The sequence below is a fragment of the Burkholderia pulmonis genome (genome assembly GCF_984667975.1).
Map to the genome: position 1 here is coordinate 715,557 of NZ_OZ480188.1, position 17,344 is coordinate 732,900.

The following is a 17,344-nucleotide window of genomic DNA, read 5'->3' on the forward strand; positions in this document are numbered from 1 at the left end:
GTCAGGAATGATCGTGTTCGACTACGGGAACGGCGGCGTCGGCGACATGCGCGAGCGCGGCCTCCATGTGCTCGCGCCACCGGTGCAGCAACTGTTCGGCGGTGGCGCGCATGTGCACGGCGTCGCTGTAACGGCACTCGAACGCGAGTTCGCCGTCGCCCGCGACGCAGACGAGGTTCAGCAGGTGCGAGCGTTCGTCGGTCGCCGCGCGGTCCGCGCCCACCGCCTCGGTGGCAGCGGAGAACCACGCGGACGGGCGTGCGGCGGCCGCCGACACGAAATCGACGCTGACCTGCGGCTGTACGCAGCGCTGCCACGCATCGGGGGCGATACCGGCGGGCGGCGGCACGTCCGCGCCGCCCAGCGCGGCCGGCGGCAGCGCGGCAAGCACGGCCTCCCACTCGCGCAGCGCCGCGACGCTCGACACGCCGGCGTGATGCGGCAGCAGCAGCGGCACGTCGCAGACGAAGCAGCCGAGCGCGCGCTCGACCGCCGGCCCGTCGTCGAGCCAGTCGCGACCGTGCCGGCCGAGATCGGCGACCACCGCGCCGCCTGCCCAGTCGGTCAGCGCACGCGCGGCCGCCGCAATCGCGACGGTGGCGGCCTTCACGCGCAGGCGCTGCGGCACGACGGCCAGCAACCGTCGCGCGGCGGCGCCCGTCAGCCGGTCGCGCACGACCTGCTGGCCGGCCTCGGCGTTCTCGCCGGGTTCCGCGTGCCGATCCCGCGGCAGCGCGACGTTGGCCGCCATCGGCGCGAAGTACGCGGCGGTTTCGCCCGCCTGCCGCGCGACGGCAATGCGTGCGTCCAGCGCGCGAAGATAGGCCGGGTACGCCGGCGTCGGCGCGGCCAGTGCCGGCATCCGGCCGTTCGCATGCGCCGCATACGCGTTGGCCAGATCGTCCAGCAGCACCGCCCAGCCATGGCTGTCCGCCACCAGCCCGTGCACGACGAGCAGCAGCCGGTCACCGGCCGCGCCGCACCGGTAGTGCGCGAGGCGGACCAGCGGCCCGTGCGCCAGATCGAAGCCCTGCTGCAGCGTCGTGCTGTGCGCGACGATGAAGCGCGCCGCCTCGTCTGCCGAGCCGAGGTCGTGGCGGCTGAAGCAGCGCTGCGCGGCGTCCGAGTCCGCAGGCGCAATGCGGCCCGCCAGCGCGTCGCGGTCGAATACGCAGCGCAGCCCCGGGTGTGCGTCGAGCAGCGAACCGAACGCCGCCAGCAGCGCGTCGGCGTCGAGCGGCTGCGCGGCCTGAACGAGCAACGAGCGGTTCCAGTGATGTGCGTTCGGGCGCTGCAACACGCGGCGTTGATACGGCGTCAACGGGAACCCGGACACATCGTCCGTCTCCGGTCGCGCCGCCAGCGGCCGCAGGCAATCGGCCAGGTCCGCGAGGGTCGGGCTGGCGAAGAAATCCTGCGGATCGACCGTCCAGCCCGCCCGGTTCAGTTGCGCGACGGCCCGCAGTACCAGAATGGAATCGCCGCCCAACCCGAAGTAGTTGTCGTCCCGGCCGATCCGCTCCAGCCGCAGCACGTCGCGCAGCACCGTCAGCAACGCGCGCAGCGGCGGCGTTTCGTCGCCGTCCGCGGCCTCGTCCGGCAGCTCCGCCGTCGACACCCACTGGCGGTCGATCTTGTCGCCGGACGTCTTGGGCAGCGACGGCACGATGGCCAGCGCATGCGGCACCAGATGCGCCGGCGCGACGCGGCGCAGCGCGCGCAGCCGCTCGCGCGACGCGTCGCGCGGCGTTTCCGGCGCGCCTGACGCATCGGAGCCGACGACGATGAACGCCTCCAGGCGCGGCGCCAGCGTGTCGTGCCCGCCCGACAGCCGCACCGCGGCCTCGTGCACGCCGTCCTGTTCGAGCAGCAGCGCCTCGACTTCAGCCAGGTCGACGCGAACCCCGCGCACCTTGATCTGGCGATCGCTCCGGCCAAGGTAGACCAGCGCACCCTCCGCGTCGCGACGCACGAGGTCGCCGGTGCGGTACATGCGCGCACCCGGCTGCCCCGCGAACGGATCGGGCAGGAAGGCCGCGGCGGTTTGCCCCGGCCGGCCCGGGTAGCCGCTCGCGAGCGCGTTGCCGCCCAGGTAGAGCTCGCCGCGACACAGCGGCGGCACCGGCTGCAGGTGCTTGTCGAGCACATAGGCCGTGGTGCCCGGCAGCGGCGTGCCGATCGGCACGTCGCGTTCGTCCGCACGCGCCTCGGCCGGCACGTCGTGCACGACGGACGTGATCACGCTTTCCGTCAGCCCATATGCGTTCATCAGCGCCACACGGCCGCCCGTCACGGCGCGCCATGCCTGTACCGCCGCGAGCGGCACCGTCTCGCTGCCCGTCACGACCAGACGCAACTGCGCCGGCAGCGCGGCCTCGCCGAGCCGGATCGCACGCACCCACTCGCGCCAGAACGACGCGGGCAGGTTGAGCACCGTCGCGCGCTGCGCGTCGAGCAGGCCGCTGAACGCACCGAGCGTCGGCCATGCCGCGCGGTCGAGCAGCAGCAGGCAGGCGCCGGTGGACAGCGTCGTGAAGATCTCCTCGATCGACACGTCGAACACGAGCGACGAGAACTGCACGACCCGGTCGTCGGCCGTCATGCGATATGCGGCGCACAGCGCCTGGATCTTGTGCGCGGCCGCCCGATGGCTGACGTCGACGCCCTTCGGCATACCGGTCGAGCCGGACGTGAACAGCGTATAGGCGGCCTGCTGCGGATCGATGGATACGGGCAGCGCGCCGGCGGGCGCATCGCCCAGCGCGGCGAACGCGACCGCCGCGCACCCGGGCCACACCGGCGATGCCGCTGCGGCGTCGTGCACGAGCAGCACCGGCGCCGCTTGCGACAGGATCGCGTGCTGCCGCGCGGCCGGCGCGGCGGGATCGAGCGGCAGGTAGGTCGCCCCGGCGCGCAGCACACCGAGCAGCGCCACCAGGGCGTCGAGCCCCGTCGGCAAGCACAGCGCGACACGGTCGCCGGTGCGGACGCCGTGCGTGTGCAGTGCGCCCGCAACCTGGTCCACCCGGGCCTGCAACGCCGCGTAACTGAGCGTCTCGTGCGCGGTCGCCACCGCCGGCGCGGCGTTGCCGGCCGCGAGCGTGCCCGACAGCAGCGACACGAGGTCGGACGCCGCCCACGCACGCGCGTCGGCCGCTCCGGACGCCGCCTGCCATGCCTGCCGCTGCGCGGCCGACAGCACGCCCGCGTCGCCCAGCGGCGCATCGTCCGGCAGCGTCAGCAGCAGGTCCAGCGCCGCGCGGAACTGTTCGACCACCTCGTCCGCCTCGCCCTGCTTCAGCGCGCCGTCGCGCGTCAGCAGCACGCCGCCGTAACCCGCGCCGTCGCGATGCAGGTTCATCGTCAGGTCGTATTCGGTTTCCGTTTCCGGCGTGTCCTCGAACGCGACGTCCAGCGCGCCGATCCGCACGTTGCGAACCGGCGCCTCCTGCATCGAGAACACCACCTGGAACAGCGGCGTCAGCGACGTGTCGCGCGGGCCCGCGAAGCGCTCGACCAGCTTGTCGAACGGATAGTCCTGATGTGCATGCGCGGCCATCACGCAGTCGCGTACCTGCTCGATCCATGCCCGTGTGCTGCTGGTTGCCGGAAATGCCACACGCAGCGCGAGCAGGTTGACGAAGAAGCCGACGAGTCCTTCGGTGCGGCTCGACGCGCGGTTGGCGACCGGCGAGCCGACCACCAGGTCGCGCTGGCCGGTGCGCCGCGACAGCATCAGCAGGAACGCGGACAGGAACACGACGTACGGTGTCGTCCGCAAGCGCCGCGCCAGCGCGTCGACCTGTCCTGCGCGCCCGGCGTCCACCGCGACGCGGCCGCTGTGCGCGAGGCGCCCCGGCGTGCGTGCGCGGCGCCGGTCGCCGCCGAGATCGAGCACCGGCGCGCCGTCCAGGTGCGCCCAGAACGCCTCGTGCGCCGCGCCGTGTCCGGCGGCGAACCGCGCGGCCTGCTCCTCGCTGTAGTTCGCGTAATCCCACGCGGGCGGCGCGGTATCCGGCGCGCGCCCCTGGCTCGCGTCGCCGTACAGCGACGCGAGATCCTGCGCGATCAGCCGGAACGACCAGCCATCGACGACGATGTGATGGAACGACATCAGCAGGCACGCACGGCGCGGCCCGAGTTCGAGCAGCCGCGCGCGAAACAGCGGCGGCCGCGCGAGATCGAACGGCTCAGCCCGCAACGCATCGCGGTGCTGCGCGATGAACGCACGCAGCGCGTCGTCCGTGCCGCCTGCGTACGCATGGACCGACAGCGCGACCGCCGCGTCGGCATGCACGTGCTGCTCGCCGCCGCCGTCCGGCCCCTCGTGAAACGACGTGCGCAGCACCGGATGGCGTGCGACCAGGCCGGCAAGCGCCGCGTGCAGCGCAGCGCGGTCGACGTCGCCGTGCAGATGCAGGCATTGCGGCAGGTGGAAAACCGAACCGCCCATCCCGAGCCGTTCGAGCGTCCACAGCCGGCGCTGCTGGAACGACATCGGCGCACGGCGCGGCCCGGCGGCCGGCGGGCCGTCCGGCGGCGTTGCCGCCTGCACGGCGGATTGCGCCGGCTCGGCCTGCGCACGAATCGTGCGGGCCAGCCCGTCGATCGTCGGCGCGCTGAAGAACGCCTCGAGCGTCAGCTCCGCATTCAGCCGCTCGTGAATCCGCGTGAGCACGCGCCCGGCCAGCAGCGAATCGCCGCCCAGCTCGAAGAAATCGTCGGTCGGCGTGATCCGCTCGTGGCCGAGGCACTCGGTCCAGATGCGCGTCAATGCGCGCCGCACGTCATCCGTTTCAACCCGTGCGGCGGGCGCGGTGTCGGCAGCGTCCGGTACGGCAACCGATGCAACAACCGGCGCGAGCGCCGCCGACTGTGCGCGCCCGATCGCGCCGCCCTGCTGTGCCGGCAGCCAGTGACGTGTCCGCTCGAACGGATAGCCCGGCAACGGCAGGCGCTTGCGGCGCTCGTGCGCGTACGCGTCGCGGCGTGTCAGACGCGCGCCCTTCGCCCACAGCCGCCCATATCCGGCAAGCAGGGTCGCCATCGTGCGCGGCGTGCGCTCCGTGAAGCTCGCCAGCACCGCGTCGGCCGGCGCGCAGCGATGTCCGCGCACCAGCGCCGCCAGCACGTCGCGCGGCCCGATCTCGACCCACAGCGCGTCGCCCAGCGCCGCCAGCGTCCGGACGCCCGCCGAGAAGCGCACGGTGCCGAGCACGTGCGCGGCCCAGTACGCCGGATCGGTGGCGCGCTGCGCATCCAGCTGCGTGCCGTCGAGGTTGGAGATCAACGGGATGCGCGGCGCGTGCAGCGTCATCGTCGCCGCATGCGCGTGCACGCGCGCTGCCGCGTCCGTCATCATCGGCGAATGGAACGCATGCGACGACGCGAGCCGCGCATGCGCGATACCCATGTCGCGCAGGTGTGCCGCGAACCGGTCGACCGCGTCCACCGGGCCGGACACCACGCATTGCAGCGGCCCGTTGACCGCCGCCATGGCCAGCGTCGGCGGCAGTTGCGCGGCCAGCTCGTCCTCCGCGATCGATACCGACAGCATCGCGCCGGCCGGCTGCGCCTGCATCGCCGCGGCGCGCGCCGCCACGAAGCCGACCGCCTCGTCGAGCGAGAACACGCCCGCGCAGCACGCGGCGACCAGTTCGCCGAGGCTGTGGCCGATCAGGTAGTCCGGCGTCACGCCCAGCGCAGCCCATGCCTGATACAGCGCGTACTCGTACGCGAACAGCAGCGGCTGCACCAGCGCCGTGTCGGTCGTACTCGCGTCGCCCAGCAGGTAAGGTTCGAGCGCGAGCCCGGCCGCACTCGCGAATCGCCCGCACACCTGGTCCAGCGCCGCGCGGAACACCGGATTCTCGCGATGCAGGTCGCGCGCCATCCCGGCGGCCTGCGCGCCCTGCCCGGTGAACAGGAAAATCACCGGGCGCGCGTGCGGCGCGTCGTCGGCGGCCGGCAACACGCCCGCCGCGAGCGCGTCGAGCGCCGTGTCGCGCGACTCGGCCACCACGAACGCGCGGCACGCGTGGTCCTGTCGGGCGACCTGCAGCGTATGCGCGACGTCGGCCAGCGCCCATTCCGGGTGGCGGCGCAGCGCGGCGGCGAGGCTGTCCGCCGCGCGCCGCAGGCCGTCCGGCGTGGCGGCCGACAGCCGCAGGCAATGCGCGGCGGCGGCCGTCGGCGTGTCCGCCTCGGGCGCCGCGGCTTCCAGGATCACGTGCGCATTGGTCCCGCCGATGCCGAACGAACTGACGGCCGCGCGGCGCGGCGCGCCATCGTCCGGCCAGTCGGCCGCTTCCGCCGTGATGCGGAAGGCCGCATCGTCGAGTTCGAGCAGCGGGTTGGGCGCGTCGAAGTGCAGCGTGCCCGGTACCTTGCCGCGTTCGAGCGCGAGCGCCGCCTTGATCACGCCCGCGAGCCCCGCTGCGCTGTCCAGGTGCCCGACGCTCGTCTTGACCGCGCCGAGCAGGCGCGGCGTGCGGGCCGGATGCTGTCCGTAGGTCGCCTTCAGCGCGGCCATTTCGATCGGGTCGCCGAGCAGCGTGCCGGTGCCGTGCGTCTCGACATAGCCGACCGACGCGGCGTCCACGCCCGCGTCCGCCAGCGCGGCACGGATCACCCGTGCCTGGCCCGCCGGGCTCGGCGCGGTGTAGCCGGCCTTGTCATGGCCGTCGTTGTTGATCGCGGAACCCATGACGACTGCATACACGTGATCGCCGTCGCGGCGCGCGAGATCGAGCCGCTTCAGCACCACGGCCCCCGCGCCGCTGCCCTCGACGGTGCCGCTCGCGGCCGCGTCGAACGCGCGGCAGTAGCCGTCCGCGGAAAAGATTCCGCCGGTGCGGTGCAGGTAGCCCGGTACGCCGTCGACGCCGATCGACGCCGCGCCCGCGAGCGCGAGTTCGCAGTCGCCCTGCGCGACCGCGCGCGCGGCCATGTGCAGCGCGACCAGCGACGTCGAGCATGCGGTGTTCAACGTGATCGCGGGGCCGGTGAGGTTCAGCCGGTAGGCAATCTGCGTCGCGGGCTGGTTCAGCACGTTGATCTGGTACAGCCCGAGCGCGTCGACCGCATCGCGATTGCCGAGCACGTGGTTCGCGAGATACTGGCTCGCGCCCACGCCGACGTAGACGCCCACGTCGCGCGCGGGCCCGGGCCCGGGCCCGGCGTAACCCGCGTCCTCGAGCGCGCGGTAGCTTTCCTCCATCAGCTTGCGCTGCTGCGGATCCATGATCTCGGCTTCGCGCGGCGTATAGCCGAAGAAGGCCGCGTCGAAACAGTCCGGATCACGAATCAATCCGCGCGCGGCGACGAAGCGCGGATTGCCGAGCAGGTCGTCCGGCACGCCGAGCGCGCGCAGCTGCGCGTCGTCGAGCCGGGTGATGCCGTCCTCGCCCGTGAGCAGCATGCGCCAGAACTGCTCGACATCGTCCGCACCCGAAACGGCCGCGCTCATCCCGATGATCGCGACGTCGCGGCTGTCGACCTGCGACGCGCGTGCGGCCGCATCCGCGCCGCCCGCGTCGGCCGACGGTTCGCCGGAGGCGGACAGCCAGTCGGCCAGCGTGCGAATCGTCGTGTAGCGGAACAGGTGATCGATGTCGACGTCGCGGCCGAACTCGCTGCGAAGCCGCGCCTGGCACTGGATCAGCGCGAGCGAGTGGCCGCCGGCGTCGAAGAAGTTGGTGTCCGGATCGATCTCCGCGTGGCCGAGCACGTCGCGCCAGATCGCCGCGACCGCGGCCTCCGCGTCGCCAGGTGCGCGACGCGCGGGGTTCGCCCGGCCGGCATGGTCGTGGGGGCTCGCCGCATCGAGCGGCCAGTCGGCCAGCCCGAGGCGATCGATCTTGCCGCTGCCGGTCATCGGCATCGCGTCGAGCACGACGATCCGGTCGGGCACCATGTACGGCGGCAGCGCCTGTTGCGCATGCGCCTTCAGCGCGCCGTCCGGCAGCGCCCCCGCCGCCTGCACGAACGCGCAGAGCACGGCGCCCGCGCTGCCCGAACGCGCCAGCACCGCGACTTTGGCGACGCCCGGATGGCGGCCCAGTACCGATTCGACCTCGCCCGTCTCGATGCGGAAGCCGCGCACCTTGACCTGCTGGTCGTCGCGGCCCACGAATTCGATGTCGCCGTGCCGGTCGAAGCGGGCCAGGTCGCCGGTGCGATACAGCACGCGATCCGCATCGCCCGTCGCATACGGGTTCGGCACGAAGCGCTCCGCGCTCAGTTCGGGCCGGTTCAGGTAGCCCGACGCCAGCGCGCGCCCGGACAGGTAAAGCTCGCCGGTCACGCCGATCGGCAGCCTCGCGAGATCGGGCGCGAGGATATGCGTGCCGACGTCGCCCACCGCGCGGCCGATCAGCACCGGGCCGCTCGCGCAGCGCCACACGGTTGCGTAGATGCTGGCCTCGGTCGGGCCGTATGCGTTGAACAGCGGCGCATGCGGCAGCACGCGCGCCGCCAGTTCGACGGTCGCGGGCAGCAGCGGCTCGCCGGCGGCGAACACCGCACGCAGCGGGCTCGCCGCGCCGGCGTCGAGCGCCTGCAGGAACAGGTGCAGCATCGACGGCACGAAATTGACCACCGTCACGCGATGCTGCTCGATCGCGCGCTGCAGGTAGCGCGGATCGTACTGGCCATCCGGCCGCGCGATCACGATCGCGGCGCCCTTCATCAACGGCCACAGCATTTCGGTGAGCGAAACGTCGAACGATTGCGCGGTCTTCCACAGCACGCGGTCGCCCGCGGCCAGCGGATAGGTGTGCGCGAGCGCATCGAACAGCGCGAGGATGCCTTCCTGGCGGCACAGCACACCCTTCGGCGTGCCGGTCGAGCCGGACGTATAGAGAATGTAGGCCGGGTCGCCGGCGCTGACGCGCGGCGCGGCGGCCAACGCAGCCGGGCCCGCTTCGGCCAGCGCCGCGTGCTCGACGAATCGCACGCCGCACGCGCGCAGGCAGTCGGGCGCGGCCGCATCGCCGACGATCGCCACCGGGCGCGCGTCGTCCACCATGAAGCGATGGCGCGCTTCCGGCAACGCGGGATCGAGCGGCAGATACACGGCACCGATCCGGAACAGCGCGAGCACGGTGTGCAGCGTCGCCGCCGTACGGCCCGCGCACACCGCGACGACGTCGCCCTGCCGCACGCCCAGCGTGGTGAGCGCCGACACGCGCCGGTCGCACTGTTCGAGCAACGCCGCATAGGTCGTCTCGCCCGTGTCGTCGATCAGCGCAACGGCGTCCGGCGCGGCAGCCGCGCACGCGGCGAGGCGCTCGCCAACGCTTGCGCCCACCGGCAGCCCCGGTGTCGGCGTGGCCCAGTCGTCGAGCCGCGCGCGCGCGGCAGGCAGCAGCCACGTCGTCGCCGGCATGCCGGCAAGCCGGCGCAGCGCTTCGTGCTGCGCGTGCGCGATGTCTTCCGCATCGGCGCGCCGCAGGCTGTCGGCCCGGAAGCCGACGATGCAGCGCAACCGCTGGTCGCTCGCGGAGACCGAGAAATCGACCTGCACCGGAAAGCTGTTGACCGCATGGCCGTCCCGGCCCGCCAGCATCCGCACGTCTGCGTCGTCCAGCTCGCGCAGCACGTGGAAACTCGTGAAATTGAACAGCACCTCACCCAGATCGATCCCGCCGTTGTCCTGCCGGATCTGCTGCGACGGATAAAAGCGGTGCCGGAAAATGCCCGACTCGATCTCGAATACCTGCCGCACCTGCGCGACCGGCGACGTTTCGCCATCGAGCGCCGCGCGCACCGGCACCGAATTCAGGAACAGCCCGACCGCGCGCTCCGCGTGCTCGGTCTCGGGCCGCACGTGCGTCACCATCGACGTCAGCACGTCGCGGCGCCCGCTCAGTGCCTGCAGCGCGCGCAGGTGGGCAGCGAGCAGCACGCTCTTGAGCGGCACGTTCGCGTCGCGCGCGAGCGCCCGCAGCGCCGCCTCCAGTTCGGCGGAGACGTCGACTTCCAGATAATCCACACGCTCGTCCGCTGCGTCGCCCGGCAGCGGCGCGCGGCGCAGCGACAGCGCCTGCGCGCCGTCGAGCTGGCCACGCCAGAAATCGCGCTGGGCCGGATCGGCGAGCGCGGCCTGTTCGAGTTCGATGAAATCGCGGTAGCCGGCCTGCACCGGCTCGTCCGCCGGGCCGTCGTTCTGCAGGTTCTGCCGGCCCGCCAGGCCCGACGTGTAGAGCCGGATGAATTCGGTGGTCAGCGCGGCCTCGCTCCAGCCGTCGAGCATCGCGTGATGGAAGCTCCACACCAGCTTGAAGCGCTGCGCCGCCAGCTTGAACACGAAGCAGCGAAACAGCGGTGCAGCGGCGATGTCGAACGCGGCGAACCGCTCGCCGTCCATGAACGCGGCGATCCGGTCGGCCTGCGCCGCCGCGTCCAGCGCGGTCAGGTCGGTGACCGCCAGCGGAATGCGCGCCGTGTCGAACACGAGCTGCAGCGGCACGCTGAATCCCTCCATCCGCAGCGCGGTGCGCAACGCCGGATGACGCGCCGACAGCCGGCCGAGCGCGTGCGCGACGCAGGCTTCGTCGTACGCATACGCAACCTCGTAGCCGATCACGTCGTGGTACAGGCTCGAGTGCTCGTGCCGCAGGCTGTGATAGAGCATCCCCAGTTGCAGGCGGCTGAGCGGATACGCGTCGACGACGCCGGCCGGCAACCGCGCGCGGTCCGCTTCGCTCGTCAGCGGCGGCCGCGGTACGGTGGCCTCGGCCGGCGCGCCGGCACCGGTGCCCTCGCCTGCGCCCGCGCCGCGCTGCCGCTCGATGTGCTCGCCCAGCGTACGCACGCTCTGGTGGACGAACAGGTCCTGGATCTCGAATTCGAGCCCCTGGCGCTGCGCCTGCGCCTTCAGCCGGATCGCCAGCAGCGAATCGCCGCCGAGATCGAAGAAGCCGTCGTCGAGGCCGAACCCGCTGCGGCTGAGCACGTCTTCCCACAGCGCGCGCAGCATGCGCTGCGTGTCGGTCAGCGTCTCGGGCGCCGTTTCGGCGGCCGCCTGCACGGGCGCGAGCTGCGCGAGCGCGGCCCGGTCCACCTTGCCGTTCGCCGTCAGCGGAATGTGCGGCACCCGGTGGAAGCGCGCCGGCACCAGATGATCGGGCAGCGACGCCCGCAATTGCGCGCGCAGGCCGGCTTCGTCCGGCGCGTCCGCGCCCGTGTCCGGGCTTGCGGTCCAGTACGCGACGAGTTGCTTGTCGCCCTGCGCGGTCGCGTCGATCGTCACGACGGCGGCCTGCACGCCCCGGCACGCGACCAGCGCCGCCTCGATTTCCGCGGGCTCGATCCGGTAGCCGCGCAGCTTCACCTGCCGGTCGCGCCGGCCGAGGTAATGCAGCGCGCCGTCATGCGCCCAGTAGCCGACGTCGCCGCTGCGGTACATGCGGGCGCCCGGCTCGCCGCTGTAGGGATCGGGCACGAACGCGGCCGCGGTCAGGTCCGGCCGGTTCGCGTAGCCGTGCGCGACGCCGGGCCCCGCGATGTAGATGTCGCCCGCCGCGCCGGCCGGCAACGGATTCAGGTCGTCGTCGAGCACGTACACCGACGTGCCCTGGATCGGCATGCCGATCGGCACCGGGCGCCCCGCCGCCAGCGCGCCGCGCACCGGGTACGCGGTTGCGAACGTCGTGGTCTCGGTCGGCCCGTAGCCGTTCACGACCTGCCCGTGCTCCAGCAGCGCGCGGGCGCGCGCCACATGCGGCAGCGACAGCACGTCGCCGCCGCAGACGAGGTAGCGCAACCGCCGCAACGCGTCCGGCGCGTGATCGACCATCGCCGCGAACAGGCCGCTCGTCAGCCACAGAATCGTCACGCCCGCATCGGTCAGCAGCGGCCCGAGCTGGTCCAGCGATGCGTCGCGCCCGGCCGGCACGACGAGCGATGCGCCGTTCAGCAGCGCGGTCCAGATCTCGAAGGTCGACGCGTCGAACGCGGTCGGCGCGAACTGCAGGAACACGTCGTCCGGCGTCACGTCGAGATAGGCCGGCCGGTACGCGAGCCGCAGGATCGCCTGTTGCGGCACGATGACGCCCTTCGGACGATCGGTCGTGCCCGACGTGTACATCAGGTACGCCGGCATCTGCGCCGGCAGCCCGCTCGCGACGAATGCGCCGTCGCGAGCGGCGATCTCGTCGTCGTGCTCCTCGAGGACGATCAGGTTGAGATAGCCGTCGCGCAGCGCATCGGTGCGCGCCACCACGTCCTCGCGCGTGACGATCACGCTCGCCAGGCTGTCGTCGATCAGGAATCGCAGCCGGTCCGCCGGATAGCGGCTGTCGAGCGGCACATACGCGCAGCCCGCGTTGAGCACCGCCAGCATCGCGACGATCAGCTCCGCACCCGGCTCGAGGCACAGGCCGACGGTCGAGCCCGGCGACACGCCGAGATCGCGCAAGTGATCCGCCAGCCGGTTCGCGCGCGTGTTCAGCGCGTCGTAGTCGAGCGTCGCGTCGCCGTGACGGATCGCCGTGCGGCCCGGATGCTGCCGCGCGAGCGCGTCGATCACCGCGCCGATCGAGTCGGGCAGCGGCTGCCCGAGCGGCCGGCTCTGCCAGCCGCGCAGCGCGTCGAGCGCGGGCGCGTCGCCGCGCGCGAGCGTGCCGAACGGCGCGTCCGGCTGCGCGGTCAGCGCGTCGAGGTACTGCACATAGGTACGCGACAGCCGCTCGACATCGGCGGCCTCGAACAGGTCGGTGCGGAACACCGTGCAGCAATGCACGCCGTCGGACCGCAGCTCGGCGAACAGCGTGAGGTCGAACTGCGCGTAGCGGTACAGGTCGTCGCGCACCGTCATCGCCGGCATCCCGGCGGGCGTCGGCTCGGCGGCGCCGGGCACCGCGCCTTTCGTGTCCTGCAGCACGAAGTTGACCTGGAACAGCGGGCTGCGCGCGGAATCGCGCGCGACGCCGACCTGCTCGACCACCTGGTCGAACGACACCGCCTGGTGCCGCAATGCGTCGGCGACGGTGTCGCGCTCGCGCTCGACCAGCGCGGCGAACGTGGCGCAGCCTTGCCGCGCGGTGCGCAACGCGAGCAGGTTCGCGAAGAAGCCGACGATGCGCTCGCTGCCCGGATGCACGCGGTTCGCCGCGGTCGTGCCGATGCAGAAGTCGTCCTGGCCGGCGTAGTCGCCAAGCAGGCACCGCCACGCGGCCAGCATCACCGTGAACAGCGTGCCGCCCTGCCGCCGCGCCAGCGCCTCGGCCCGCGCGCGCACGGCGGCGGGAATCGCGAAGAACGCCAGTTCGCCGTCGTGCGCGCGCCGCGACGGACGCGGCAGCGCGAACGGCAATTCGAGCGTCGTCGCGCCCGCCAGCCGGCCCTGCCAGTACGCAAGGCTCGGCGCGCTGTCCTCGGCGCTGCGCACCTGCTGCCACAGCGCATAGTCCGCATAGTGCGGCGCGTCGTCGGCCGGCGGCGCACACGCGCTGCCCGCAAGCCGCGCCGCGTAGGCCGACCACCAGTCGGCCAGCATCAGTTCCAGCGACCATCCGTCGACGATCAGGTGATGGGCGGTCAGCACGAGAATCTGCCGGGCGTCGCCGAGACGATGCAGCGACACGCGCAGCAACGGCCCGTGCGCGAGGTCGAACGGCTGCGCGATTTCGGCCGTGATCGCGCGGGCGATCTCCGCGTCGGCCACGTCCGCCGCGTGACGATGCACCGGCAGCGACGGCTCGAGCCCGGCATGCACGCGCTGGTACAGGGTGCCGTCGCGCTCGTCGAATGTCGTGCGCAGCGCCTCGTGCCGCGCGACCACGTCGCACAGCGCCGCCCGCAAGGCCGCTTCGTCGAGCGTGCCCGCGATCTCCAGCACGTGCGGCACGTGAAAATGGCCGGCGCCACCGCTGATCGCCATCTGCACCCACATCCGCAACTGCTCCGCCGACGCAGGCAGGTCCGCCGGCCGCGCCTGGCGGGTGATCGCGTCGCGGCTGCCCGCGCCACGTTGCCTGCCGAACGCTTCGAGCAACTGGCGACGCTTGTTTTCGGTGGAATCGTTATGCGACATCAAACCAGCTCTCCCGACGATGAAAACACTGTGAGTAGTTCGTCCATGTCGTCCGGCGCGAGGCGATCGAGCAGCGCTTCGAGGCAATCCTCCTGCTGGGCCTTCTGGCCGAGCGCCACCAGCACCTGCGCGCTGAACCGGTCGAGCTGCGGCGCGCCGAACAGCAGCGGCGGCGACAGCAGCAGCCCGTAGCGGGCATTGAGACGCCCGATCAACTGGATCGCCTGCACGGAGCTGCCGCCGAGCATGAAGAAATGGTCGTCCGGCCCGATGTCGGCGATGTCCAGCACGACCGACCACTCGGCGGCGACCTCGGCCTGGAACGGCGTCTTCGCGCGCGCATCGGCGCCGCGTGCGCGCGTCTCGAGCGCCGCGCCGGCGAGCTGGGACAGACGCTTGCGGTCGATCTTGCCGGCGGGCAGCAGCGCGATGCGCTCCACCACGTCGATGCGCGCCGGACGCATCGCGTCGGGCAGCCGCTGGGCCAGCTCCGCGTGCAGCGCGTCCGCCGGCCAGCGGTCCCATCCTTCCGCCGGCTCGACGAACGCGTGCAGCAGCCGCACGCGCCCCTGCACGCGCACCGGCACCACCGCGCACTGCGCGATGCCCGGCAGCGCCAGCAGGCATGCCTCGATCTCGCGCAGCTCGATCCGGTTGCCGTTGAGCTTGACCTGCTCGTCGCGCCGGCCGAGGTAATGCAGCTCGCCGTGCTCGCCGAACGTCGCGACATCACCGGTGCGGTACATGCGCGCGCCCGGACGGCCCGCGTACGGATCGGGCACGAAGCTCGCCGCGGTGAGGTCCGGGCGGCCGACGTACCCTTGCGCAAGCCCCGCGCCGCCGATGTACAGTTCGCCCGCCGTGCCGGGCGGGCACGGCTCGAGGCCGGCGTCCAGCACGTACAGCGACACGTTGTCGATCGGCCGGCCGATCGGCACGCCGGCGCGCGCATGGGCGTCGCCCGGCGCGCAATGCCACACGGTCACGTCGATCGCCGCCTCGGTCGGCCCGTACAGGTTGGCGAGCCGCACGCCCGGCAGCAGCCGGTGGAAGCGCTCGGCCTGTTCGGCGAGCAGCGCCTCGCCGCTGCACACGACCAGCGCGAGATCCGGGAAGACCTGCCCGGGCACCGCGTCCATAAACGCATTCAGCATCGACGGCACGAAGTGCGCGACCGCGATGCGCGCGTCGCGCAGCAACACGGCCAGCCCGGCCGGATCCTTGTGCAGTTCGGGCGGCGCGATCACCAGCGCATGCCCGCTCTGCAACGTCCACAGGAATTCCCAGACCGACACGTCGAAGAAGTACGGCGTCTTCTGCAGCACGCGCACCGGCGCGGCACCGCCGAGCAGCGTGCCGTGCCAGTCGAGCCGGTTGACCAGCGCGCGATGCGTGTTGGCGACGCCCTTCGGCGTGCCGGTGGAGCCGGACGTATAGATCACGTATGCGATCCCGTCCGGGTGAATGCGTTGCTGCGGCAGCGGCTCGGCGGCCAGCCAGGTCGCGCGCTCGTCCAGCACGTGCCGCGCGACCGGCCCGGCGGGCAGGTGCGCCAGCAGGTGCCGCTGCGTGAGCAGCAGCGCGAGCCCCGCATCGTCGACGATGCGCCGCAGCCGGTCCGGCGGCGCGGCGGGATCGAGCGGCACGTAGGCCGCGCCCGCGCGCATCACCGCGAGGATCGCCAGCACCATCTCCGTCGAGCGCTCGCAGCACAGCCCGACGAGGGCCCCCGGCGTCACGCCGCGCGCCGCGAGAAAGCCCGCCAGCCGGGCCGACAGCGCATCCAGTTCACGGTAGGTCAGTTGCTCCGCGCCGAACCGGACGGCCGGCGCATCCGGCGTCGCGGCGCACTGCGCGGCGAAGCGGGACGGCCAGTCGGTCGCGTCGAGCGGGCGCGCGGGCCCGTGCCAGTATTGGGCGAGCCGCGCGCGCTGCTCGGGCGCCAGCAGGTCGACCGCGAGCACCGGCTGCGCATCGTCGCTCAGGTACGCGCGCAGCAGCCGGCCGAAGCGCGCGGCGAACTCCCCGATCCGCGCCGGCGGCAGGCAGCCGGTGTCGTATTCGAGATTCACGTGCAGGGCGTCGGGCGTCAACTGATAGGCGAAGTTCAGGTCGAACGGCCGCTCGGCGGCAACCACCGGCAGCAATTCCGCCTGCACGTCGTGGAATGCGAGCGGCGCATCCTGCACGAAGAACGCCTCCGTCACGCCGACATTGAACACGGGCGTATCGGCCAGCGAACGCGTGCGCCGCAGCGCCGTCACGAGGTCGGTCAGCGACAGCTGCTGATGGCGCTTGCCGTTCGCCCGCTGTGCGGTGGTGCGCGCGACGATGTCGTGGAACGTGTCGCCCTGCCGCAGCGAAAAGCCCATCGGCAGGTTGTTCACGAAGCATCCGCTGGCATCGCGAAAGCCCGGCGAACGCATGTTGACGGGATAGGTCACGACCAGCTCGCGCACGTCCTGCCAGCGGGCCAGCGCGATCGCGAACAGGCTCGACAGCACGAGAAACGGCGTCGACCGGCTCGCGCGGGCCCGTGCGCGCAGCCGGCGCGTGGTGTCCGCGTCGAAGCGCATCCGGTGGATGCGGCCCTCGCGCGGCCCTGCGGAAGCCGCCGCGTCGAACTCGACCCCGAGCGGCGCATGCGCGAGCATGCCGAGCCAATAGGCCAGATCTTCGTCATAGCGCGGCGACGCACGGTACGCGGCTTCGAACGCGAGCTGCTCGCCGAGATCCCGCACCGTGCAGGCGGGCGCCGGGCCCGCGCCGAGCGCGTGGTTGTACAGCGCCGTCAGCCGCTGGTTGATGTACACCGCCGAAAACGCATCGGAGATGATGTGCGGAAAGCCGAGCACGAGCCGGTGCGCATCGGCCTCCTCGCGCAGCAGCGCGAAGCGGAACAGCGGCGAATGGTCGAGTGCGAACACGTGCGCCGCGCGCGCGGCGATCCAGGCGTCGGCCTCGGCGGCATCCAGCGCCGGCGCCGCCCGCGCGTCGCGGTAGTCGAGTGCGACCGTCACCCGGTCGTGCACGTCCCGCACCACGCGGGCGTCGTCCATCCGGAACGTGCTGCGGCATCCTTCGTCATGCTCGTGGACGAACGCGTCCAGCGCGCGCTGCAGCGCGTCGCGATCGAGCGGACCCGACAGGCGGTAAACGAGCGCGGTCGTGTAGGCCGACGAGTGCGGATTGAGCTGCCACTCGAGCCAGAAGCGGTACTGATAGGCTGAAAGCGAAGTGGTACGCATGGTAGCCCCTGTCTGGATGCATGAAGGACGTGAAGGACGGCGCGGCGGGTCGATCCCG

2 protein-coding genes are annotated in these 17,344 nt (G+C 72.5%); both read right to left on the minus strand.

Annotated elements, in window-relative coordinates; genetic code table 11:
- Position 1: 1 nt before the first annotated feature.
- On the minus strand, positions 2 to 14,038 hold the full coding sequence (locus AC5LXK_RS34795; protein WP_493394172.1) for an amino acid adenylation domain-containing protein: 14,037 nt from the start codon (positions 14,036 to 14,038) through the stop codon (positions 2 to 4).
- A complete protein-coding gene (locus tag AC5LXK_RS34800; RefSeq protein ID WP_493394173.1) occupies positions 14,038 to 17,286 on the minus strand; it encodes a non-ribosomal peptide synthetase in 3,249 nt (1,082 codons plus the stop codon). The genes AC5LXK_RS34795 and AC5LXK_RS34800 overlap by 1 nt, the downstream gene beginning before the upstream one ends.
- Positions 17,287 to 17,344 lie beyond the last annotated feature (58 nt).